Source organism: Nocardiopsis deserti, assembly GCF_008638355.1.
GTDB classification, from domain to species: domain Bacteria; phylum Actinomycetota; class Actinomycetes; order Streptosporangiales; family Streptosporangiaceae; genus Nocardiopsis; species Nocardiopsis alborubida.
On record NZ_VWVS01000014.1, the window covers coordinates 197,040 to 221,048 of the forward strand.

Annotated in this window: 13 protein-coding genes and 1 CRISPR repeat array; of the genes, 10 read left to right on the forward strand and 3 right to left on the reverse strand. The window is 70.2% G+C overall.

Features of this window, described 5'->3' with window-relative positions; translation table 11 throughout:
• Nucleotides 1-75: 75 nt before the first annotated feature.
• The 6 genes from FYW99_RS19425 to FYW99_RS19450 all read left to right on the forward strand — a co-directional run bounded on the left by FYW99_RS19425 (nucleotide 76) and on the right by FYW99_RS19450 (nucleotide 6,376).
• On the forward strand, nucleotides 76-1,302 hold the full coding sequence (locus FYW99_RS19425; RefSeq protein WP_150253437.1) for a metal-dependent hydrolase family protein: 1,227 nt from the start codon (nucleotides 76-78) through the stop codon (nucleotides 1,300-1,302).
• Nucleotides 1,299-2,168 carry an alpha/beta hydrolase gene (locus FYW99_RS19430; RefSeq protein ID WP_150253438.1) on the forward strand — a complete coding sequence of 290 codons (870 nt, stop codon included), beginning with the start codon at nucleotides 1,299-1,301 and terminating at the stop codon, nucleotides 2,166-2,168. The genes FYW99_RS19425 and FYW99_RS19430 overlap by 4 nt, the downstream gene beginning before the upstream one ends.
• Before the next feature lie 491 nt (nucleotides 2,169-2,659).
• Nucleotides 2,660-3,100, forward strand: coding sequence for a hypothetical protein (locus FYW99_RS19435; RefSeq protein ID WP_150253575.1), 441 nt, complete (start codon nucleotides 2,660-2,662; stop codon nucleotides 3,098-3,100).
• Nucleotides 3,101-3,714: 614 nt separating this feature from the next.
• The gene (locus FYW99_RS19440) at nucleotides 3,715-4,605 is read left to right on the forward strand and encodes a glycoside hydrolase family 19 protein (protein ID WP_150253439.1); all 891 of its coding nucleotides are present in this window, start codon (nucleotides 3,715-3,717) and stop codon (nucleotides 4,603-4,605) included.
• A gap of 230 nt (nucleotides 4,606-4,835) precedes the next feature.
• Nucleotides 4,836-5,594 (forward strand): class I SAM-dependent methyltransferase, encoded by a 759-nt coding sequence (locus tag FYW99_RS19445; RefSeq protein ID WP_150253440.1) that lies wholly within the window; start codon nucleotides 4,836-4,838, stop codon nucleotides 5,592-5,594.
• A gap of 506 nt (nucleotides 5,595-6,100) precedes the next feature.
• Complete coding sequence (locus tag FYW99_RS19450) at nucleotides 6,101-6,376, forward strand: hypothetical protein (RefSeq protein ID WP_150253441.1); 276 nt, start codon at nucleotides 6,101-6,103, stop codon at nucleotides 6,374-6,376.
• 255 nt (nucleotides 6,377-6,631) lie between these two features.
• Nucleotides 6,632-7,392: direct repeats of the CRISPR family, unit length 29 nt; unit sequence GTGCTCCCCGCGCACGCGGGGATGGTCCC.
• Nucleotides 7,393-7,413: 21 nt separating this feature from the next.
• Here the strand turns inward: FYW99_RS19450 and FYW99_RS19455 are convergent.
• Nucleotides 7,414-8,253 (reverse strand): helix-turn-helix transcriptional regulator, encoded by an 840-nt coding sequence (locus FYW99_RS19455; RefSeq protein WP_150253442.1) that lies wholly within the window; start codon nucleotides 8,251-8,253, stop codon nucleotides 7,414-7,416.
• 321 nt (nucleotides 8,254-8,574) lie between these two features.
• Between FYW99_RS19455 and FYW99_RS19460 the strand changes: the two genes are divergently transcribed.
• Entirely contained in the window at nucleotides 8,575-9,522 is a 948-nt protein-coding gene (locus FYW99_RS19460; RefSeq protein ID WP_150253443.1) for an SDR family oxidoreductase, read from the forward strand.
• Nucleotides 9,523-9,899: 377 nt separating this feature from the next.
• On the opposite strand, the gene FYW99_RS19465 is transcribed toward FYW99_RS19460, so the two are convergent.
• Both FYW99_RS19465 and FYW99_RS19470 read right to left on the reverse strand, forming a co-directional pair.
• The gene (locus FYW99_RS19465; RefSeq protein WP_150253444.1) at nucleotides 9,900-10,289 is read right to left on the reverse strand and encodes a hypothetical protein; all 390 of its coding nucleotides are present in this window, start codon (nucleotides 10,287-10,289) and stop codon (nucleotides 9,900-9,902) included.
• A 56-nt stretch (nucleotides 10,290-10,345) separates the two neighbouring features.
• Nucleotides 10,346-10,732, reverse strand: a complete 387-nt coding sequence (locus tag FYW99_RS19470; protein WP_150253445.1) for a YbaB/EbfC family nucleoid-associated protein — start codon at nucleotides 10,730-10,732, stop codon at nucleotides 10,346-10,348.
• Between the two features lie 499 nt (nucleotides 10,733-11,231).
• On the opposite strand from FYW99_RS19470, the gene FYW99_RS19475 reads away from it, so the two are divergent.
• The 3 genes from FYW99_RS19475 to FYW99_RS19485 all read left to right on the forward strand — a co-directional run bounded on the left by FYW99_RS19475 (nucleotide 11,232) and on the right by FYW99_RS19485 (nucleotide 24,001).
• Nucleotides 11,232-12,071, forward strand: coding sequence for a helix-turn-helix transcriptional regulator (locus FYW99_RS19475; protein WP_150253446.1), 840 nt, complete (start codon nucleotides 11,232-11,234; stop codon nucleotides 12,069-12,071).
• Nucleotides 12,072-12,968: 897 nt separating this feature from the next.
• The gene (locus FYW99_RS19480; RefSeq protein ID WP_150253447.1) at nucleotides 12,969-23,789 is read left to right on the forward strand and encodes a hypothetical protein; all 10,821 of its coding nucleotides are present in this window, start codon (nucleotides 12,969-12,971) and stop codon (nucleotides 23,787-23,789) included.
• Nucleotides 23,786-24,001, forward strand: coding sequence for a hypothetical protein (locus FYW99_RS19485; protein WP_150253448.1), 216 nt, complete (start codon nucleotides 23,786-23,788; stop codon nucleotides 23,999-24,001). The genes FYW99_RS19480 and FYW99_RS19485 overlap by 4 nt, the downstream gene beginning before the upstream one ends.
• Nucleotides 24,002-24,009: the final 8 nt, after the last annotated feature.

The window sequence follows — 24,009 nt, forward strand, 5'->3', positions numbered from 1 at the left end:
CTGTTGAGTACGTTACCGCATATTCAATTCACCACTGTTGAGGACAGTGGGCCGCGACCCGCGAGAGGAGGTTCGATGACCGGTACATGGCTGGTCGGCGGCATCGTCGCGGACGGATCGGGCGCTGACCCGACCGCGGCCGACGTGTGCGTGAAGGACGGCATGATCACCGCGATCGGGCGTGCGCCGTCGGGCGCGTCGATCATCGACCTCAGCGGCATGGTCCTGACCCCGGGACTGATCGACGCACACGTCCACCTGGGTCTCTCAAGCCCGGTCAGAGCGCAGTTCGGGTTCCAGCTCTCGGCTGCCGAGCTCGCCGCCGACATCTTCGCCGCCGCGGGCCACGCCCTCGACGCGGGCTTCACCACGGTGCGCGACACCGGTGGCATCGATGGTGGAGTCGTCGGGGTCATCGCGAACGGCAAGGTGCGAGGTCCACGGGTGCTCTCGTGCGGTCCTGTGCAGTGCCAGACCGGTGGGCACGGCTACTACGGGGCCGCATGGGAGCCGACGGGGCTGTGGGAGGCCCACCACATCCCCGGGCTCTGTGCCCTGTCGCTGATGTCGGGTAACGCCGACGAGCTTCGGCGCAACGTACGCGAGTCGTTCCGCCGCGGCGCGAGTTTCCTGAAGCTGTGCGTCACGGGCGGTGTCGTCGGGGGACACGACCGTCTTGGCGACACACAGTTCACGCACGAGGAGATCGCCGTGGCGGTGGAAGAGGCACAGGCGCGCGGCAGCTACGTCACGGTGCACGCGCACAACAACGCGGGCATTCGCAACGCCGTGCGGGCCGGCGTGCGCTGTGTGGAGCACGGCACCGACATCGACGAACCGACGGCCCGGCTCATGCGGGAGCGCGACGTGGCGCTGGTCCCCACCTTCGCCGTGGTCGAGCAGCTCACGGACACCGAGGGCATGGACCTGGACCCGGCAACGCGGGACCGCGTCGCCGGAGTCCGCCAACGCATGGCGACAGCGCTGGAGATCTCTCGCGCGGCGGGCCTGAGGATCGGCCTGGGCTCGGACCTCATCGGGCCGAACCAGCAGTGCCGAGGCCAGGAGCTGCGCCTGCGCGCCGAGCTCGAATCACCCATGCAAGCGCTCGTGTCGGCCACCAGCGTCAACGCCGACATCCTCGGTCTGGGCGGGACCGTCGGGATGATCCGCGTCGGGATGCGGGCCGACATGGTCGCCTGGCGGCAGGACCCGCTCCACGACCCGAAGGTGTTCGCCGATCCGGACATGGCCGCCCTCGTCGTCAAGGGCGGACACATCACGAAGGGAGAAACCCGATGAGCGAGATACTGCACGGCTGTCTGCCGGACACGGAGTACCTGGAGGTGACCGCCCGGTCAGGGCACCGCTACGGAGTCTGGGTGACCACACCCCCCGGTTACGCGGACTCCACGGAACCCCTGCCGCTGATCTACGTGTTGGACGGTAACTGGACGGTCGGCCTCACCGCGCCCCTCATCGTCACCCAGGCGGACCCGTACCTGACGATCGCCCCCTACATCCAGGTCAGCATCGGATACACCGGTGAGGAGGCCGCGGCCTGGGCACAGATCCGCAACCGCGACCTCGTGCCGCCGGGGGAACCCATCGGTGACGACATGCTGGCCACCCTCACGGCGGCCCGCGATACGGGTGCGATGACCCAGGAGCAGGTCGACGCCTACCTCGCGGAGCTGGAGGAAGCCCACGCCGACGTCTTCCTCGACTTCCTGACCAGCGAGCTCCACCCCCACCTGCGGTCGAAGCTGCGTGTCAGCGAGTCCGGGCACGGCCTCTTCGGCTACTCCTACGGAGGTCTTTTCGCCCTCTACACATGGCTGCGCGAGACAGGACTCTTCGCGAGCATCGGTGCGGGCAGCCCCGGTGTGGCCAGCACGGACAGCCAGATCTTCACCCTCGTCGAAGCCCTGCCGGAACTCGGCGAGGACGCAGCCGCTCCACGGCTGCACATCACGCTGAACGAAGCCGAACTGCTGGGAGGCATTCCGTTCTACCGCGGAATGGCCCGTAACGTCCTTACGGCGGTGGAACAGCTGCACACCCAGGGGCGGTCGGAGCAGGTGACGAACGCGTTGTTGCGGGAGACGCACGTCACCGGGCTGCAGGCATCGTTCCTCAGCTACCTGAAGACATGCCACAGGCGCTGAGTTCTCCGACGAGACGGTGAACTTCGCCGGGGCCTCTCAGGTACGTGCCCCAGCGGGCTGCCGGAGGCGATGGAGCGCGGAGCGCCCGGGGTGGTGGTGTCACCTGAGCCCTGGCGGCCGATCGCCTGCGGAAACGGTGAACAGGAGAGCCCGGACACCTCTGCTGGCGCAGCCGAACACTGACATCCCCCATGGCCGCACCCGTTGTCATCTTCGCGAACGCTGACAGTTCGCCTGTTTCCTTGGTCGAGCCTGTTCGTCAGGGTGTTCGTTTAAGCGTGCGAACAGGGTGGATGACGCTGACGGGGCAGGCCAGAGCGGATCCAGGGTGTTCGTTCCGACGCCCCGACTTACAGCGTCTCGCTACTCACCCACTGGGGTGGGGGGAGTGCCGGGGCGAGAGGTTCCTGCTGCTGGGGTGTCCAACCCGGTGGGTGCGGGTGGCTTCTTTGGAGGGTGAAGGGGACTTCATCCGAGGAAGGGGCGTGCCCATGTGGGCGTGGGACGAGGACAACGGCTGGTGCCGGGGCGGGGAGCGCTGGTGCTCGGCGAAGGTGGGTCAGGGCCAGGGCAGGTGCCGTCGGGTGAAGGAGCCCGTGGTGCCGGTGGCGGGCCAGCGGGAACGTCAGATGCTGCTGGCTGACCTGCGGGCGCTGGTGGCCCACCTGGAAGCCCACCCGCAGCTGCCGGTGGGGGAGATGACCCGGGTGGAGATCACCTACTTCCCCGAGGGGTGCGACGGTCACCAGCAGGACCAGGTCGTGCGCCTGGCCGAGGCCCTCGGGACGCGGCCGCGGTGGGAGGGTGAGCACTTCTCGTGCGGCAGGTGGTTCGGGCAGGCCGGGTACCGGGTGGTGTCCATTCCTGAACGCGCGAGGAAGGGTGGGCTGGCCGAGGTGGTCCCGTTGGGCGGGTCCAGGCAGAGGGCGTGAGCTGACCCGGTCCCAGAACGGCCCTGGTGTGTGCCCGGGCCGTTCTTCGTGTCCGAAGGGTTGTCCACAGGATCCGCGGAGTCGGTGGTGGAGAGGGAGAGCAGCCCGTAGTGCTGGACTCCCTGGAAATTGCCGCTTCACGGGTTCCATCCGAAAGTTCGCGAACCTTTCCACAGGCGAACCAAGGCCTCCGGGTTATCGCCTTGTCAGCGGTAGACGAGGTGTTCAGGTCCTCCAGACCGTGGAGCGCTGCGCCTGAGCCCAGTCGTGCGGAGGGTGTCAGGTCAGGGCCGAGGGCAACCGGCCCTGGCCGGGCATGCGGGGTGCTGACAGTGGGGCCGGTGCTGCTGCCAGCGCTTTCCGTCAGCGTTCTTCGAAGCTCGTGAGGTGTGGGGGTCTCCCAGGCGCTTGCCGTGCGTTCGTTGTGTGGGGACGAACTTTCGGCGGCCCGGAGGCGAAGCCCGAAGCCGGTTCGCCGCTCCGGGCCCTTCCGTCACCTTGTCCTCACGATCCGTCGTACTGGTCTTGACAGGTCTAGACCAGCCTTGTTTAGGTGACGGCACCCCCAGCGGCGCGCGGTCGGACGTCGCGCCGCACCCTAGGAGCGTGAACACGTGATCCGTCGTCTCCTGAGCAAGCTGGCCGCGCTCGGCGCGCTCGCGGCTGTGCTCGTCGTCCTCCCCGTGACCGTCGCGCAGGCCGCCGCCACCTGCGCGCCGGCCTGGAACTCCTCCGCCGTCTACACCGGCGGCGGGCAGGTCTCCTACGACGGCCGCAACTACACCGCCAGGTGGTGGACGCAGAACGAGCGTCCCGGCACCTCCGAGGTCTGGACCGACCAGGGCCCCTGCGGCACCGACGGCGGCGGTGAGGAGCCCGGCCCCAGCGGGTTCGTCGTCACCGAGGCCCAGTTCAACCAGATGTTCCCGAACCGGAACCCCTTCTACACCTACAGCGGCCTCACCGCCGCCCTCAGCTCCTACCCGGCCTTCGCCAACACCGGCAGCACCGAGGTGAGGAGGCGGGAGGCGGCCGCCTTCCTGGCCAACGTCAGCCACGAGACCGGCGGGCTGGTGCACATCAGGGAGACCAACGAGGCCAACTACCCGCACTACTGCGACTGGAACCAGCCCTTCGGCTGCCCGGCCGGTCAGGCCGCCTACTACGGACGCGGTCCGATCCAGCTCAGCTGGAACTACAACTACAAGGCCGCCGGTGACGCCCTCGGCATCGACCTGCTGAACAACCCCTACCTGGTCGAGCAGAACGCCTCGGTCGCCTGGCGGACCGGCCTCTGGTACTGGAACACCCAGACCGGGCCCGGCACGATCACGCCTCACAACGCCATCGTCAACGGCCACGGTTTCGGCGAGACCATCCGTTCGATCAACGGCGCCCACGAGTGCAACGGGGGCAACCCGGCGCAGGTCCAGAGCCGCATCAACAAGTTCACGCAGTTCACCCAGATCCTCGGCACCACCACCGGATCGAACCTGGGCTGCTGATACCCGGGCGTGGTGGAGCGCCCGTGGAGTGCGTCCGAGCGGGGGTGCGCCCGGCGACTGCGGCCGGGTGCGCCTCCGTCGGCGCCAGTCCTCAGGGACCGCCGGACTCGCCGACGACCTCGTCCCCTTCCCACCGAACGGCGACCCCTGTGGTTCCATTCAAGTTTGGTTCCACTCGGACCATGACCGGGGGCCTGTCCGGTGGATCATGCGAGCACTAGGCTTCGGCCATGGACCGAGTGACCGATGCGCCCGAGAATCCCGCCCAGCCCGCAGACCCGGCTCGGGCGAACGACTACGACAGCTTCGCCGAGGCGTACGCGGCGGACAACGAGAACAACATCCAGAACGCCTACTACGAGCGGCCCGCGATGGTGGCGCTCGCCGGGGACGTGGCCGGTCGCCGGATCCTGGACGCGGGTTGCGGTGCGGGCCCTCTGTCCGCCGCTCTGCGCGACCGCGGTGCCGACGTCACCAGCGTCGACGCCAGCGCCGGAATGCTGGCGCTGGCCAGGCGACGGCTCGGGGACGACGCGGACCTGCGCGTGGTCGACCTGGGCGACCCGCTCCCGTTCGACGACGGTGTGTTCGACGACGTGGTCGCGTCGCTGGTGCTGCACTACCTGGAGGACTGGGTGCCGACGCTGGTCGAGATGCGGCGTGTGCTCAGGCCCGGCGGTCGGCTGATTGCGTCGGTGCAGCACCCGTTCACGGACTACGCGATCCGGGACCCCCGGCCCGACTACTTCGCGACCACCAGCTACACCAGCGAGTTCACGTTCAGCGGACAGTCCGTCCCGCTGAGGTTCTGGCGCAGGCCGCTGCACGCGATGACCGACGCCTTCACCACCGCCGGGTTCCGCCTGTGCGTCATCAGCGAGCCGCAGCCCGATCCGGCCGCCCGTGAGCTGTTTCCCGACGAGTTCCACGCCCTGTCGACCAGGATCGGCTTCCTCTTCTTCGTCCTTGAGGCACCGCTTCGTCCTTGAGACGCCGCTGTCGCCCGCCGGTGCGTGACGACCGCGATTACCGCACGTACGGGATGGGAAGGTCTTCGGCTCCGCGCGTTCTGAGTAGGACGGGCACAGGCTGAACCAGTCGCGACAGGACTCCGATGGCGGGCATGAAGGCAACTCCGAGCCGCTCCGACGTTCCACACACGTCCGTGATGACGTCGGCGCGGAACGGGGGACCGGCGTGCCTACGACACCGCCCGGACCGACCACACGTGCACCGTCGTCAACGATTCCGGCGACTGGGTCGTGGTGGACCTGCGGAGCGCCGAGCAGTAGCCGGACACGACCAGGAACCGCCCCCCACAGCGGCGGAGCGACCCTCCGCCGTGCGCGGGCGGGTCCGGCCGAGCGAAAGGTCGCGCGATGGCGAGCCTCCCAGCACCGCTCAATGCCGCCGCCCGAGTACTTGGCGGCCCAGGGTGTGCTGCTGATGCTCGTCGTAAGGTGGATTCTGCGGCGCGGAGAAGCGAGGTGACGCGGTGGAGACGGCACTCGGTGTGCTGTTCATGCTCCTTCTGGTCTTCGGCGGATGGATCGTCTGGGGTATCGGGCAGAGCTTTCAGAACGCCCATGAGCGCGCCCTCACCCGCGAACGGGAAAAGACCAAACGGCTCCAGTTGCGTCTGGACGCGCAGGAACGGGCTCAGGAACGCGCCGACCGTGTCTACTTCGACACCGTGAACCGCCACACCGGTCCGCTCTCCCTCCCCGAGCCGGAGGCCGATTCCGAACACGGGAAGAACGACGGCTCCTGATCACACCCGTCCCGAACCCATGCGGTAGCGCCCTGAGCTGTTCGAGGGATGTCTGGCTGGGATTGGCCTGTCCCTGGAATCGTAATCCCACAAATTAGAGTTCGGTGATGGATCACCGGCAGAGGAGTGATGCGCTCCTACCGGTATTCTGCGGCCATGGTCTTCCTGAGGCTGAGCGCGTCGTCCGTTTTGTCTGTTTCTGAAGAAGTTGGAAAAACGGCTGCTTGTCACTGGTAAGTTCGCAGGTCGTTGACTGTGCTCCCCGCGCACGCGGGGATGGTCCCAGTGCGCTTGGACTCATGGGAGACAAGCCGGAGTGCTCCCCGCGCACGCGGGGATGGTCCCCGGGGTCTTGGTCTCGCTCCCGTCGGCCTTCGGTGCTCCCCGCGCACGCGGGGATGGTCCCCCCGGTCTCACGATCCCTCCAGGGATTCACCCGTGCTCCCCGCGCACGCGGGGATGGTCCCCGGCAAGGAACCGCTCTGGCCAGTGCAGCTAGGTGCTCCCCGCGCACGCGGGGATGGTCCCGATCGAGACATCCAGGCGCTCCTTGGCCTGCTGTGCTCCCCGCCCACGCGGGGATGGTCCCTCCGGCCACGCCGACCCGGTAGACCACAGCTGGTGCTCCCCGCGCACGCGGGGATGGTCCTCTTTCAGGCTCGGGTACGTACAGAATCCGCTAGTGCTCCCCGCGCACGCGGGGATGGTCCCTGGTCAAGGTTGGGCTCCCGCTCACCGCCCGCGTGCTCCCCGCGCACGCGGGGATGGTCCCCGCAGAACCACGTGACGGATCTGCGGGTTCTCGTGCTCCCCGCGCACGCGGGGATGGTCCCTCTTCTTTAGCCATGCGGCGTTCCACATCGGCGTGCTCCCCGCGCACGCGGGGATGGTCCCCCCGGCAAGTTCGAAGGGGCGCACGCGGACCAGTGCTCCCCGCGCACGCGGGGATGGTCCCGAACCGAGCGAACGAGAAGAGAGACACCATCAGTGCTCCCCGCGCACGCGGGGATGGTCCCGGCCAGGCACCGCGCACGGCGTCAGCTGAGCGTCTGCGTTCCGATGACCGACAGCACCTGGAGCTTCTCGTAGCTCTCGGTGCCGGGGACGGCGGTGTAGACCATCAGCGAGTGCGCCTGACCCGGGTCGACCAGCCGCTGGCAGGTCAGCTCCAGCGCGCCGACCTCGGGGTGAACGAAGTGCTTGACCTCGTGGGGACGTATCCCGATCTCGTGGTCGCTCCACACCCGCCGGAACTCCTCGCTGCGGGCCAGCAGCAGCTCGGCCAGGTGGGCGGCGGGGGACTCCGAGCCGCGGAGGGTGGCGAGCTCACGCAGCCCGGCGGCGTACATCCGGGTCAGGAACGGGTGCTCCTCGGGCGCGTAGATCCGCCGGGAGTCGGGGTCGGTGAACCACCGGTACCCCGCGCTACGGGCAGGCCCCGTGTACCGCGTCGCGTCCCCGGTCAGCGCGACGCCCATCGGGGACTGCCGCAGGGTCTCGCCGAGCTCGGTGACAATCTCGGCGGGTGTGTCGTCCAGGCGGTCGAGCACACGCAGGAGCCCGGGGCTGACGTGTTCGTTGGACGTGCCCCTGGGAGGCGGATTGTGTCCGACCAGGCGGAACAGGTGGTCGCGCTCGTCGAGTGACAGGTGCAGCCCCTGGGCGATGGAGGAGAGCATCCGGTGCGACGGCTGGGGGCCGCGTTCGCGCTCCAGGCGGGAGTAGTAGTCGGTCGACATGTGGCACAGCGCCGCGACCTCCTCGCGCCGTAGCCCGTTGGTCCTGCGGCGCTGCCCGCGCGGCAGGCCGACGTCCTCGGGTTGCAGCGCCTCCCGGCGGTTGCGGAGGAACTCCGCCAGCCCGGTGCGATCGATCACGACGTCCCTCTTCTCGGTGCTGTCTCGTCTCCACCGCCTTGTCTACCGCTCGCGGACGCCGGTAGCCACGGCCCGCCGATCCCCCCGTACGGATCGCAGGGGCGGCCTGGCGAGCCTGTGATCGGCAGGTCCTGGATAGATCCGCGCCGTCCGACGAGGATCGGTGCCAAGGCCCGAGCCGGACCCGGACAGGCGAGCGGACGCGTCGTCGCGACCGCCTCGGGCCGGTCGTGGTCGCCCGCGCGGACCGGGAGTCCCGGGCCGCCCCGGCGGGGAGAGCTCGCCGGTGAGTCCACAGCCACGACATGAAGGAGCAGGACCATGCCACGTCGACCCATCGACATCACCGTGCCCGACCTGACCGGAAAGCGCGCCGTCGTCACCGGCGCCAGCGACGGGATGGGCCTGGGCATGGCCAAGCGGCTGGCCGCCGCGGGCGCCGAGGTGATCATGCCCGTGCGCAACCCGCGCAAGGGCGAGGCCGCGCTCGCCAAGGTCCGGCACGCCGCGCCCGGCGCGAACGTCTCGCTACGCAGCCTCGACCTGGCCTCGCTCGACTCGGTCGCGGCCCTCGGCGACACCCTGCGCGAGGAGGGGCGGCCGATCCACATCCTCATCAACAACGCCGGTGTGATGAGGCCCCCGAACCGGCAGACCACTGCCGACGGTTACGAGATCCAGTTCGGCACCAACCACCTCGGCCACTTCGCCCTGGTGGGCCGCCTCCTCCCGCTGCTGCGCGCCGGCCGGGCACAGGTGACCTCGCAGCTCAGCATCGCCGCGCGCCGCGGCTCCATCAACTGGGAGGACCTGAACTGGGAGCGCTCCTACCATGTGATGCGGGCCTACGGCCAGTCCAAGATCGCGTTCGGGCTGTTCGGCCTCGAACTGGACCGCCGCAGCAAGGCTCACGGGTGGGGCATCACCAGCAACCTGTCCCACCCCGGGGTGGCCCCGACCAGCCTCCTGGCCGCCCGACCCGAGATCGGCCGCAGCGAGGACACCCCGTTCATCCACCTGATCCGGGCCCTGTCGGCCCGCGGGATCCTGGCGGGTACCGCCGAGACGGCGAAGCTGCCCGCGCTGATGGCCGCGACCGACCCGGCCGCCAAGCGCGGCGCGCTCTACAGCCCCAGCGGCCCTGGGAGGCTGGGCGGTCCGCCGTCCGAGCAGCGGATGTACCCGCCGCTGCGCAGCGCGCAGGAGGCCGCGCGGGTCTGGCGGGCCTCGGAGGAACTGACGAAGGTCTTCTTCCCCGCCGCCGTCTGACCGCCGCCGTTCGCACGGCCACCCCACAGCGTCGCGGTGAAGGACGGTGCTGCCGACTCCGAGGGCGACGCCGACGGGCTCGGCTTCGACTCCACCGGCGGGCTCGGTCGGCGGTGGAGCCGAAGCTCTGGGCGGCGTGATACCGCGCCGGGGTGCGTGCTCGGCTCGGAACGGAGCCGCCGGAACAGTCGGTTCCGGCGCTGGCTCGGGGCCGGACCGGGGGTGTACCGCGGGCGCCCGGTTCGGTGGGACGCGGTCCGGCCGGTGAAGCAGGTCCGCGGACCCGGTCCCGCGGGCCCGGATCGAAGAACTCCGGTCACCGCGGGCGCCTCCTCACGCGGAGGCGGCACCGGCCGTCCCGGACCAGCGCATGCGGTTCATCGCCATCGACCCCCGCCGCCGTCGGGAGCGCCGCCGCGGAGGCGCTCCACTTCGGCGATGTTCTGTTCCTCGGTGGTCCCGGAGTTCCTCGCGGTGGCCACGGTGCCGTCGGAGGCCTGGCGCAGACCGGGGGCGACGGTCCTCAGGTGCAGCATGAGGTTCTTCTCCAGCGATTGCATGACGTTGTTCATCTGTCTGGCGAAGTCGTCGCCCTCGCCCCAGGGCGTTCCCAGGGGCGGACGCTTGGCCTCGTACCACTCGACCAGGGCCTCGATCCTGTCAGCCGGTTCGTGGATGTACTGCCCGTCGCGCGCCAGTTCGTCCGTCGCGACGTAGAAGGAATCGTTGGAGCTGCTGTTGCTGCCGTAGCCGTCGTATCTCGGCATGGTCTCTCCTGCCAGATGTGTGTACCGCGGTGAAAGTCGAGTACCGCCCCCGGCGGCTACCGCGGCGGCGGTTCCGCGTCGAGGCTGTAGAAGAGGTCGCGGAGGTTGAAGGTTCCTTTCATGAGGTCGTCCATGGCGATGCCCTCGGGAGCGAAGGGCTGGTAGAGCGTCTCCACCCGGTCAGCCATCTGCCCCCGCGCGCGGTTGATGACGTCCTTGATGGCGCTCGCCAGTTCCGTGGGCGCCATGCCCCGATAGGACTGGGTGTTGAACTTCAGCTCGACCAGTTCACCGCTCGCGTTCACCGTCGCCGCGACGAGGCGGTCCTTGGACACGGCCTCCTCGGTCGCCTGCTCCAGGCTCGCGCTCGCGTCCTCCACTTCGCGGAGCGTTCGCTGAAGCCGAGCCAGCTCCTGTCCGTTCCGTGCTTCCCAGTCGCTCATCGCCTGTCCTCCTCCTTGTCTTCGACCACCCCGGGTAGCGGACTGCCCTGAACCATGTCGTTCTGCGCGGACGAGGTGCCCCACACCCGCTCGACCTCCGGCAACGGGGGTACTCGGGCCGGTCCGCTCTGGCCTGGTACGACCCGGTGGAGGTCGGTCGAGCCGCGGCGTCGAGTCCGGTGCCGCGGCCTGCTCCGGTGACGACGGCGCGCGTGCCGGGCTGATTCGGCCGTGGGATGTCGATGGTCCTGCGCGGTAGTGTCTGCTTCCCAGCCGTTGTGCGTGGTCCACTGTCGCGGAGTCGGCCGGAGCTATACAGGGACTCTCGATCATGGGATGCGGCAGACGAGGTTTCGTCCTCGCCGAGTGGAAGGGCGTCCACGGCCTTCCGTTCGGGGATCACCGGACCGCCGCCCCGCTGAAGGGAGGCAACGGCCCGCGACCGGCAGAGCCCGCCGACGGCAGGAATGGCAGAGCACCGAGCAAGAAGGAGACAGCCGTGATCGACCGGGCCGGACTGGCGACGTTCCTCCGACGCCGCCGGGAGTCGCTGCAACCCGAGGACGCCGGCCTTCCGCGCGGACCGCGCCGCAGGACCAGCGGACTGCGCCGCGAGGAGGTCGCCGCACTCTGCCACATGTCGACCGACTACTACACCCGCCTGGAACGGGAACGCGGACCCCAGCCGTCCGTGCAGATGATCGCCTCCATCGCGCAGGGCCTGCACCTCTCCCTCGACGAACGCGACCACCTGTTCCGCCTCGCCGGGCACAACCCGCCCACCCGCGGCGCGGACAGCAAGCACATCAGCCCCGGCCTGCTGCGCGTACTCGACCGCCTGGACGACACCCCCGCCGAGATCGTCACCGAACTCGGGGAGACACTGCGCCAGAGTCCGCTCGGCGTGGCACTCACCGGGGACACGACCCACTACACCGGCCCGGCGCGCAGCAACGGCTACCGCTGGTTCACCGACCCCGGCGCCCGGCAGCTCTACGCACCCGACGACCACGGGCTGCTGTCGCGGATGTACGCGTCCGGCCTGCGCCGGCTCGTCACGCTTCGGGGCCCCGACTCGCAGGCGGCGCACTACGCCGATCTCCTCCTCGGCCAGAGCGAGGAGTTCCGCCGCCTGTGGGACGAACACGAGATCGGCGTCCTCCCCAGCGAGGTCAAACGGTTCATCCATCCCGAGGTCGGCGCGCTGGAACTGAACTGCCAGACGCTGCTCGACCCGCACCAGTCGCACCGCCTGCTCGTCTACACCGCCGTCCCGGGGACCGAGAGCTACGAAAAACTGCAGCTGCTCTCCACTGTCGACACGCAGAACCCCCGCTGACCTCACACCTGCTGACCGGACGTCCCATGGGCCCGGCGGCTACGACGACGGTCGGGCCGAGACCGTCGGTCCGAGTGGCCGGCGGGGACCAGCGCTCCCGCCCGGCATCCACGAGCGGCGGGTCGGAGCGGGTCCCGGACGAACCGGGCTTGTCCAAGGCCCTCACGACCCCTGGCTTCCGTTGCCGTCAAGCGGGCCCGCGACATCCGAAGGAAGGCGGCGACCGTGCCGTCGCGGAGCACGGACCCGGCGAACCGATCCGTGCATCCCCCCTTCATGAACGTCGCCCTCCCGGCGGAACCAGGCGAGGGACGGGCAGATGGCTCGGCCGGCACCCCGGCCGGGTTCGGAGCTCTCGGTCCGAGCGGTCCCCGGGCATGAGACGGCCACCGCTGTGATCATGCGGGTGTGCTGGGACCGAACGCCCGGCGGTGGCCGTGCCGCTCACTGGAGCGGAAGCCGGCCCCACCCGTCCGGGCGAACGGGTTCGACGACCTGTTCTCCCGGACCGTGCCTCCTTCTCCGGCCGTGGGAGGCCCCGCCGCGCACCCGCCTCCGTCCGGTGAATCCGTCCGGTGACCTGAACCACAAGAACGGCTGGCCCCCGGCCGTGTTCGCCGACGACACCGCAGCCAGGTGCGGGCTCACCACTGCCACGACCAGCGCCGAATCCGCCCCACACCGGTCACCAAGGGCGAGCGGAGTGCTTACAGTCCCGTCACACCACCGATACAACACGAACAGTCACAAAGCCATATAGTCGGAAGAGGAAAGCAACGCATCCCCACAGTGCTGGGTGGCGTGCCCGTACCGCCGTTCTGTCGGCGAAGAGTGGGACCACGACAAAAACCCCTTGTGGCCTGGCGAAAAGCAACGATGGAAGGAGCGGTCGCTCTCATGCCTCCTTTTGGTCCCGACACCGCCGCGTGGGTCCGCGAGACCGCCAAATGGCTCCTGGGCATGGAGATCCCCTCGGCCGATCCCCCCGCCATGCGCCAGCTCGCCGCCCTCTACGACCACGTCTCCGCGATCCTCGAGGAGACCAAAGACCTCCTCACCCTGATCCGCCGCAAAGTCCGCACCGACTTCTCCGGCACCGCCGCCGACTACTACGACATCTCCATCGCCCAGTTCACCACCGGCGACAACGACTACATCGGCTCCGGAGCCAGGACCGCCCGCAACGCCTCCACCGTCCTCGGCGACGGCGCCGCCAACGCCGAGCACACGCACTGGATGGCCTTCGGCCAGCTCGTCCAGCTCATCATCGAGATCGCCTGGTGCATCGCCATGGCCCAGTGGACGATGGGCGCTTCGCGCGCCCTGATCCCCTGGTTCAAATACAACCGTTCCGTCGCCATCCAGCGCGTCCTCAGCTGGCTCGTGCTCACCGCCCCCTCCCACCAGATCACCGAACAGCTCTTCGCGTCCCTGGACTCCATCGTCCAACGCGTCCAGATCGACGCCGGCACCCGCAGGTTCCACGACAAGGAGATGACCCGCCTCACCCACGGCGGCGCGGGCCTGTCCGGCCTCATCTCCGCCGGGTTCTCCGGTGTCGTGGACGGCCTCTTCAGCCACCAGGTCCGCGACCTGCTGCGCGCCAACCTCGACACCCTCGCCGACGTCCCCCCGCCCCCACGTGTCGACAGCCCTCCCCCCGGCCGTCCCGACACCACACCCGCCCCCACGCCCGGGGGCGCCGTTCCCGGGCCCGTCCCCGGCCCCAACATCAACCGCGACCTCGCCGCCGCCTTCGCCGCGTACGAACGCGATCTCGCCGCCACCTTCAACCCCCCCGCCGGCAAGACCGCCTTCGACAACCCCTTCACCAACAACGACTTCCGCGACGACCTCGCCGACGTCTTCGCCACCCACTACGGCTCCGCCCTGGGCGCCACCGGCGCCCGCGCGCTCGGCAACGGCTACGCCGACACCCTCATGACCCACTGGGGCCGCCCCGACCTCACCCATCGCCTGGCCGACCTCCTGGACACCACCCCTCTGCCGCCCCCGACCCGCACCCACCTCGCCCAGACCGTCCCCACCACCCTCACCCACGGCATGGGTGACTACATGACGCGCCCCCTCATCAGAGCCGAGATCCTCTCCACCGGCGCCGCCTCCGGTGCCCTGGAGGGCTACCTCGGCGAAGGCACCACCAACGCCCTGCTCACCGACCAGGGCTGGCAGGCCAACGGCTACTCAGCCACCGCCGGCGCCTTCCAATCCGCCTTCCAGAACGTCACCGTCGACACCGCCCTGTCCGCCATCGACCATGTCCAATCCCCGCCCCCACCACTGCCACCGCCCCCCGCCGAAACCACCACCGGGATCACCGGCACCACCGGGGTCAACGGGATTACCAACGGCGACGGCCGCGAGTCCGGCCTCTCCGACCGGCCCGCGCCCCCGGGCACCCACGAAGCACCCGCCACTCCCAGTACCGACATCACCCGCACCGACACCGCCCCCGCGCCCTCTGACACCCCACCCCACACCCCCGGCAACACCGGCACCCCACACGGCCGCACCGGCAGCGGCGGCGAGGATCCCGTCCGCACCACCACCTCCGACGGCACTCGCGGCGAGGACCTCCACACCCCCCGCACCGCTCCTCCCGACCCCCTCGCACCTGAGGGCGGGCACCCTGACCGCTTCGCGCCCACAGCTGTGGGAAGCCCGACCGGCGAGCAGCCGACCGCACCCGGGCACAACGCACCGGACGCCCCGCGCACCCCAGAGACCGATTCCGGTGCCACGTCCCACGCGGCTGCCGTACCCCTCGCGCCACCCGTCCAGCAGCACACACCGAACACGCCCGCGAGCCTCACCACCGGCGCCACCGCGAACGGCACCGCCGCCCCCGGCGCACCGGCCGATACACGGAACCGGCCCGGGCCGACCCTCGACCCCGCCCACGGCCGAGACGACCTCCCGAGCGGTGCCCACACCGGTACCCGCGCACCCGCCACCACCGACACCCGCCCTATCGGCGAGCCCTCGGTCCGCACACCCAGCACCGCTTCCCCCGCCGCCCAAGGCGAACACAACGGTGCGGAGCACACCCCCGACCCCGCCGCCCGCGCAAGCGAGACCGCGTCCGGGCCCCCCGCGTCCCCGCCTCCCTCCGACCACGGACGCACACCCTCCGCGCACACCGACCCGCCATCCGAAGCGGCCCCCGAGCGCGGAGGCTCCGACGCGGACCATCCGCCGCAGGCCGACTCCTCCCGGTCTTTCGAAGAAGCTTCCGCCGGAGACCGCGGGCAGCCGGGCCACGGCGCCGCTTCCGACTCCGGACGCGAGGGCGCGGAGCGTGGCAGCGGGGCGGACACCGGCGACGTCCCGCCACGCGAGCACGGTACGGCGGACGGGGATCTCGACGGCGCGGACGACGACTTCTACAGCCTCCCCGCACCCACCCCCCACGCACCCTCCGATCCCGATGATCCGTGGGGTGGCAATCCCCCCACATCCCTGGATCTCTCGGCGCTCGCCTCCGCGGGCAAGGACGCCAAGTCCGCCGAGCAGCCCCTCACGGTCGGGGAGGCCATCGCCGATCTGGCCGACCCCGGCTACGGCCTCCGCGACCTCGACGCCATCGGACGCCAGGCGGTCGAAGTGTTCACGATGGACGTCGACGACCCCGACGGCGACGGCGGCGGTGACCCCGAACACCTTCCCGACGCGCCCCACCACCAGGGCTCGTACGACCCGTCCCTCGACTTCTGGGCGAACCCGGACGCACTTCCCCCTGATACTGGTTCCCCGCTGCCCGGCACGTTCGAAAGCCTTCTCCAGGGGATCGAAGAGGGAGGCATGCTCGACGATGGACCGCTCTTCCTCACCGATGCCGACGACGCCCCCGACCGCATGGAGAGCGACCCCATCGGTTTCCTGGACGACTTGGGCGTGTCCCTGGACACGGGCGACCCGTTCGGGTTCCTCGATGAGGACGTGGACATGCTCGGCGGTGCGGAGCCCTTCCCAGCCGACCCCGCCAACTGGCCCGACCCCGGGCCTGTGGCCGCCCCTCCGGTATTCCCACCGGTGAGGCCCTCCGGTGGCAGCGGACACGACGACACCGCACCGATCGACGCCGGGACGGCCCAGGTCATCGACCGCATCAAGACGCTGAGCGACAACGAATTCGGCCTTCTCGTCGCTCTGGGGGCCGGGCTCCCCGACAGGGAGATCATCGCCCGACCCGGTTGGTCCCGCAGATTCCCCACTGTCATGCGCGGCCTCGCCGGTTCCCTGGGTCTGCAGGAGGGCGACCGTGCGGGGATCGTCGCCGTCGCCGTCGCCGCAGGGCTCACCAACGACGCCGACCCCAAAACCATGACACGAATCCAGCGAACAGAACGCGCCGCCACCCGCATCCGCTTCCTGCCGGAAAGCTACGCGCAGGTTCTCAAGCACCACGCGAACAGGATGAAAGCCGGCAAGGTCGCCGATCAGCTCCACTTGAGCGAAGTCGCGTTCAACCACCGCTTCCTCCGTCTTTCGCGCCGTCTGGGGGTACTCAGTCGTGCCGAGGCGGACGATGCCGCCCGCGCCGCCAAACTGAAGGCCTCGCCACTTGCCGCGCTCACCGACGAGCAGCGTGAGGAGGCCATCGACCGCATCAAGACGCTGAGCGACAACGAATTCGGCCTTCTCGTCGCTCTGGGGGCCGGGCTCCCCGACGAGGAGATCATCGCCCGGCCTGATTGGACACCTCAGGAACTTGCCATCGCTCTGAGCGGCCTCGCCGGTTCCCTGGGTCTGCGGGCGGGCGACCGTGCGGGGATCGTCGCCGTCGCCGTCGCCGTCGGGCTCACCGACGACGCCGACCCCGGCAGCATGACACGAACCCAGCGAACAGAGCGCGCCATCACCCGCATCCGCTTCCTGCCCCCGGAGCAGCACGAGGTACTCGCCCATCACGCGGGTGGGCTGAAACCCAGCGACATCGCCAAGCGGCTTCGCTCGATCCCAAGCGCGGTCAGCGACCCCGACATCTATGTCAACGACCTCATCGCCCGTCTTTCGCGCCGGCTCGGGGTGGCCGGGCGTGCCGAGGTGGTCGCAGCCGCCCGCGCCGCCAAACTGGAGGCCCCGCCACTTCCCGCGCGTACCGAAGAGCGGAGTGAGGAGGCCATCGACCGCATCAAGACGCTGAAAGACCGCGAATTCGGCCTTCTCGTCGCTCTGGGGGCCGGGCTCCCCGACGAGGAGATCATCGCCCGACCCGGTTGGTCCCGCGGATTCCCCACTGTCATGCGCGGCCTCGCCGGTTCCCTGGGTCTGCGGGCGGGCGACCGTGCGGGGATCGTCGCCGTCGCCGTCGCCGCAGGGCTCACCGACGACGCCGACCCCAAAACCATGACACGAATCCAGCGAACAGAACGCGCCGCCACCCGCATCCGCTTCCTGCGCCCGGAGCAGCACGAGGTACTCGCCCATTACGTGAGGGGGGTGAAACACAGCGATATCGCCAAGCGGCTCCGCTCGATCCCAAGCACGTTCAGCGACCCCGACGTCTATGTCAACGACGTCCTCACCCGTCTTTCGCGCCGCCTGGGGGTGCGCAGTCGTGACGAGGCAGGCGATGCCGCCCGCGCCGCCGAACTGGAGGCCCCGCCGCTTCCCGCGCTCACCGACGAGCAGAGAACCCAGGCCATCAACCGCGTCGAGGAACTGGACGCCAGCGCAGTCGCCAACGCGGCACCGGCCCGCCCGGCACGAGCCCGCGTGGCCCCTGCCCCCGAGCTCACCCCCGAGCAGGTCACCTGGGCCGTCGACCACATCAACGAGCTTCTGCACGGATCCAGATTCAAGGTCTTCGTCCAGAGGGGCGCGGGGCTGGACGACCTCAACGAGATCGGCGCACGCGTCGGACTAAGCGCGAATACGGTAGCCAAATACATCAGACAGATCGTTCGCGATCTGAGGTTGAACACCCCCGGGGACCTCGTCGCCGTCGCCGCCGCCGCGGGCCTCGCCCCCACCGCCCCACAACCCCAACCCCGCAACGACGACACCACCACCCACGACAACGACGGAGGCGAGGACAGCTCCGACAGCGACGACGATCTCTACTCCGACAGCGACGACGATCTCTACGACGCCGACGACCATCCCCCCGCCCGTCGCGGGGGCGGTCCCCGTGACGACGACCCGCCCGCGCCCCCGGCGGGCCGTGACCACGGTTCCGCCGCGGCACCGTCCGCGCAGCCGGGGACCGGAAACCGCGGATCCCGTAGCACGGGCCGTTCCACCGGCCACCACGGAACCGGCTCGGGAAACCGCACCCGGCAAGGATTCCCATCCGCCGACCACCACGGAAACGACACCCGCGACCTCACCGAGGACCACGGCCCCGCCGCCGACCCCGCCGCGCCGCAGCAGCGGGAACCCTCGCGACCGTCCCCCGCTCCGAACCCACCGATGACGGAGTCCACCACCGACATCCCCGCAGAGCCCGCCACGACGCCGCCCCACCAGGGCTTCACCGCGCTGTTCAGCAGCACGCTCAACTCCTCGCCCGCCTCCCCGGCGCCCCGCATTCGGGAAACCGACCAGCCCCGGCCCGACGACCCCGCCGACGACCTGGACGACGACTTCTACGGCCCCGCGCCGACGGCGCGCACACAGGAACCGGCCCCGGCCGATCCCGATGATCCGTGGGGCGGCAATCCCCCCGCATCCCTGGATCTCTCGGCGCTCGCCTCCGCGGGCAAGGACGCCAAGTCCGCCGAGCAGCCCCTCACGGTCGGGGAGGCCATCGCCGATCTGGCCGACCCCGGCTACGGCCTCCGCGACCTCGACGCCATCGGACGCCAGGCGGTCGAAGTGTTCACGATGGACGTCGACGACCCCGGCAGCGGCGACAGTGGCACCGGCGACGGTGACTCCGAACACCTTCCCGACGCGCCCCACCACTTCGGGGGCGGACGGGCCGGCGGTGTTCCCGCGCCTTCGCTCTGGCCTGGCAGCGACCGGGACCAGGACCCCGGTACGGGCATGGGCAAGACCGTCCGCGCCCGGGTCGACGACCAGGCCGCCGACCAATGGGCGGGGAGCGTCCTGCCCACCGTGGTGTCGGCGCAGGGGACGCCCGGCCCGGTACAGGGTGCCCCCATCCTCGATGCCACTCCCAACCAGGCCCACTCCCTGTGGGAGTACACCGACCACGCCCGCGGTATGGTCGACGAGGGCCTGGTCACCGGCGACGTCGATCCCGAGGACCACGACGACTTCGCGCGGGTCGTCGACGACGTCGACACCGTCCTGAGGGCGGCGGCCCTGCCCGTCGCGATCACCGTGCACCTGGGCGCTGATCAGGCCCTCCTGCGAGGGCTGGGCATCGATCCCGACGACCCCGGCCGTGTCGCGGGCACCGTGGTGGACATTCCGCACTACCTGTCGGGCACTTTCGGCACACGCGCCGCCGAGGACGCTCCTGCCTATGTGATGCTCCGTGTTCCCCACGGCTACCCCGCCGCCCATGTCCGCCCCTCGTCTCCGGGCCGGGTGCTGGTCGCTCGGGGAGCACGCCTGTACATTCACGCCGCCTACACCCGGCCCGGCGAGCCGGTTCCCGGAGCGCGTGTCGAGGACCTGTTGTTCGTCGAGGCCGAGATCGTTCCCGGCCACTGGGCTCCGCCTCCCGGCCACCGCCCGAACCCCTCCGACGACGCCCATCACGGCTACCGGCCGAGCACCGTCTCCATCCCGCCTGCCGATTCCCGGCAGAGCGATGCTTTCGACGACCTGCTCAACGAACTCGAGGAGGGGGGCATGCTCGGCGACGAGCCGTCTCTCTTCATCGGTGCCGACGACGCCCCCGACCGCATGGAGACCGACCCCGTCGGTTTCCTGGGCGACTTGGGCGTGTCCGACTCCCTGGACACGGGCGATCCGTTCGGGTTCCTCGATGAGGACGTGGACATGCTCGGCGGTGCGGAGCCCTTCACAGCCGACCCCGCCAGCCGACCCGACCCCGGGCCCGTGGCCGCCCCTCCGGTATTCCCACCGGTGGGGCCCTCCGTCGGCAGCGGACACGACGACACCGCACCGGCCGACACCGCACCGGTCGACGCCCGCACGACCCGGGCCATCAGAGAACTGAACGCCAGCCATTTCGATCTCCTCGTGGCCCTGGGTGCCGGTGCCGGGCGCTCCGACGAGGAGATCATCGCCCGACTCGGGTGGACGCCCCGCGGATTCGTCAGCGTCATGGGCGGTCTCACCGGTTCCCTGGGTCTGCGGGCGGGCGACCGTGAGGGGGTGGCCGCCGTCGCCGTCGCCGCCGGGCTCACCGACGACGCCGACCCCAAAACCATGACACGAATCCAGCGAACAGAACGCGCCACCACCCGCATCCGCTTCCTGCGCGAAGACCACGCGCAGATCCTCAAGCACTACGTGAACGGGATGCAACAAAGCAAGATCGCCGAGCAGCGCCACTTGACGCTGAACTCGGTCAACGACCTCTCCAACCGCCTTTCGCGCCGCCTGGGAGTGCTCAACCTTGACGAGGCGGGCAAAGCCGCCCTCGCCGCCGGTTGGGCGGTCCAGCGCCCGGCGCTCACCGAGGAGCAGAGAAAGAAGGCTATTGACCACATCACCACTTTGAACGCCGCCCATTTCGAGGTCCTCGTGGCTTTGGGGGCCGGGCGCTCCGACGAGGAGATCATCGCCCGACTCGGGTGGACGCCCCGCGGGTTCTTCGCCATCATGGGCGGCCTCGCCAATTCCCTGGGTCTGCAGTCGGGCGACCGTGCGGGGATCATCGCCGTCGCCGTCGCCGCCGGGCTCACCGACGACACCGCCCCCAACCTCCTGACACCCGAACAGCGAAAGCAACGGGCCCTGACCCGCATCAACTTCCTGCGCAAAGACCAGGAGCAGGCCCTCAAGTACTACGTGAACGGGCTGAAACCCAGCAAGATCGCCGGGCGGCTCAACTTGGCGCCGAGCTCGGTCAAGGACCTCTTCACCAGCCTTTCGCGTCGCCTGGGGGTACTCAGTCGTGAAGAGGCGGGCGAAGCCGCCGACACCGCCGGTTGGGCGGACCCGGCCATGCTCACCGACAAGCAGAGAAAGGAGGCCATCGACCGCATCACCACCTTGAGCGGCCATGAATTCGAGGGTTTCGTAGCCTTGGGTGCTGGGCGCACCGACGCAGAGATCATCGCCCGGCCCGGTTGGAGCCGCTCGGGACTCACCCTCGTCATGGACGGCCTCGCCAATTCCCTGGGTCTGCAGTCGGGCGACCGTGCGGGGATCGTCGCCGTCGCCGTCGCCGCCGGGCTCACCGACGACACCGCCCCCAAAACCATGACACGCCTCGGGCGGCACCGACGGGCCGTCCATCGCATCCGCTTCCTGCGCGAAGACCAGCGCCGGGCACTCGTCCACCTCGCAGCGGGATGGCAACGCAGGCAGATCGCCCAGGAACTCGGATCGGTCAAAGACCACATCGCGGATCTCGCTCCCCGTCTCGGGGTGATCGAACTCGCCGAGGCGATCGAAGCCGCCCAGGCGTCACCCGCCCTCGCCGCCGAAGTGGCGGCCCTCCGAGCGGTGCCGGCCCCTGTCGTACCCACCCTCAAGGCTTCCTCCCGCCGCGTGGCCCCTGCCCCCGAGCTCACTCCCGAGCAGGTCACCTGGGCCGTCGACAACATCAACGAGCTTCTGGACGGCTCCAGATTCGATGTCTTCGTCCAGAGGGGCGCGGGGCTGGACGACCTCAACGAGATCGGCGCACGCGTCGGACTACGCGCGAATACGGTAGCCAGCTACATCAGACAGATCGTTCGCGATCTGAGGTTGAACAACGCCGGGGACCTCGTCGCCGTCGCCGCCGCCGCGGGCCTCGCCCCGGCCGCCCCACAACCCCAACCCCGCAACGACGACACCACCACCCACGACAACGACGGAGGCGAGGACAGCTCCGACAGCGAGGACAGCTCCGACAGCGACGACGATCTCTACGACGCCGACGACCATCCCCCCGCCCGTCGCGGGGGCGGTCCCCGTGACGACGACCCGCCCGCGCCCCCGGCGGGCCGTGACCACGGTTCCGCCGCGGCACCGTCCGCGCAGCCGGGGACCGGAAACCGCGGATCCGGTAGCACGGGCCGTTCCACCGGCCACCACGGAAGCGGCTCGGGAAACCGCACCCGGCAAGGATTCCCACCCGCTGACCACCACGGAAACGACACCCGCGACCTCTCCGAGGACCACGGCCCCGCCGCCGACTCCGCCGCGCCGGAGCAGCGGGAACCCTCGCGACCGTCCCCCGCTCCGAACCCACCGATGACGGAGTCCACCACCGACATCCCCGCAGAGCCCGCCACGACGCCCCCGTCCCACCAGGACTTCACCGCACTGTTCAGCAGCACGCTCAACCCCCCGCCCGCCTCCCAGACGCCGACGGATCCGGCCCGGCCCGACGACCTGGACGACGACTTCTACGGCCCTGCGCCGACGGCGCGCACACAGGAACCGGCCCCGGCCGACCCCGACGACCCGTGGGGCGGCAACCCCCCGACCAGGCCCGATCTCAGCACGCTCCTCGCCGCGGACAAGAAGAACGACGACCAGCCCTCGACGGTCGAGGACGTCATCGCCGACCTCACCTACCGCTACCGGCCCGAGGACATCGGGCACCACACCGCCCAGGACGCACGGACCCAGGTCTTCATGGCGGGCCACCACCGGCGCCGCCACGGCCGCCGCACGGAGACCGACCCCTCCGAGCAGTACGCGGACACCAACGACCACGAGGCCGTCCAAGCCCCGGGCCCGGCCTACCCCGCCGGAACCCAGGTCTCCCGGTACCCCACGGAGCTCCAGTACACCCAGGACCCCGCCGGGTTCCATGACTCCTCCGCGGCGGCCTACGGCGAGCATCCCGCGGCTTCGACCGAGGAGACCACGCAGGATCAGGACGGTGACCAGGACGGGCGGATGGAAACGCTCATGCTGTGGAACGGGACCTTCGCCGGTGTCGAGGACCTCGTCGCCGCCACCGGATCCGATGTGGCGAGCCAGGAGGAGCTCGTCGCCGACGGCTCCGACGGCAGTACCACGCTCATGCGCTTCGCCAACGGCGCGCAGGTGGTCTACAAGGACACCGAGGGGGCCACCTTCGCCCGAGACCGCGCCGACGCCGAGCAACTCGCCTCGCTGGTGGGCCGCGCCATCGGGGCCAACGTGCCCGGTGTCCTGCGCATCGGTGAGACCGAGGTGTTCATGCACTTCATGAACGGCGAATCCGGGTTCGCCCACCTGGACAACCCGCGGTCCCCGCTCCTGAACACCTGGGACGGGCACGTGCTGGGCCTGCTGGACGTGCTGATCGCCAACGGCGACCGCAATTCGGGCAACTGGCTGGACCAGGGCGGCGGGCGCGTGGCGGGTATCGACCACGGCAAGGCCTGGTTCAAGTACGAGAACACGCCGGAGGATCCCACCGACCTGGAGGGGCTGGACTACACCAACGGCATGCGCCCCTTCTACGACTTCGAGGCCAACGCGTGGATCGCCAACCCGCTGACCCGGGCCGACATCCGGTTCCTGCGGGCCCGGCTCGCCGGGCTCCACGGCGAGTTCGTCCGCCTGGGCCGGTCCGACTGGTTCGACGAGATGATGGAGCGCTTCGACATGCTGGCCCGCAACGCGCGGGGGACCACCGGCCTTCTCTCCGGGGGCGGCCGGTGACCCGTGTGCTCTACGCCCAGGACCGCCGCACACAGCGGACACGGCCGTTCCTGACGCTGCACGACGACGGCACCCTGACCGCCCACGACCCCGCGACGGCTGAGGCGATCCCGCGCCTGCGCGCCACGCGCGGATGGTCCGGCGAGCGGATATTCCACGAGTGCGCCGCGCAGTCCAACGCCTACGTCCGCTACTTCGAGGAACCGGAGTGACCGGGCCC

What these genes read in the sequence shown, in the direction of transcription:
- FYW99_RS19425 (WP_150253437.1), top strand. Translation starts at nt 76, where the DNA reads ATGACCGGTACATGGCTGGTCGGCGGCATCGTCGCGGACGGATCGGGC.
- FYW99_RS19430 (WP_150253438.1), top strand. Translation starts at nt 1,299, where the DNA reads ATGAGCGAGATACTGCACGGCTGTCTGCCGGACACGGAGTACCTGGAG.
- FYW99_RS19435 (WP_150253575.1), top strand. Translation starts at nt 2,660, where the DNA reads ATGTGGGCGTGGGACGAGGACAACGGCTGGTGCCGGGGCGGGGAGCGC.
- FYW99_RS19445 (WP_150253440.1), top strand. Translation starts at nt 4,836, where the DNA reads ATGGACCGAGTGACCGATGCGCCCGAGAATCCCGCCCAGCCCGCAGAC.
- FYW99_RS19460 (WP_150253443.1), top strand. Translation starts at nt 8,575, where the DNA reads ATGCCACGTCGACCCATCGACATCACCGTGCCCGACCTGACCGGAAAG.
- FYW99_RS19465 (WP_150253444.1), bottom strand. Translation starts at nt 10,289, where the DNA reads ATGCCGAGATACGACGGCTACGGCAGCAACAGCAGCTCCAACGATTCC.
- FYW99_RS19470 (WP_150253445.1), bottom strand. Translation starts at nt 10,732, where the DNA reads ATGAGCGACTGGGAAGCACGGAACGGACAGGAGCTGGCTCGGCTTCAG.
- FYW99_RS19480 (WP_150253447.1), top strand. Translation starts at nt 12,969, where the DNA reads ATGCCTCCTTTTGGTCCCGACACCGCCGCGTGGGTCCGCGAGACCGCC.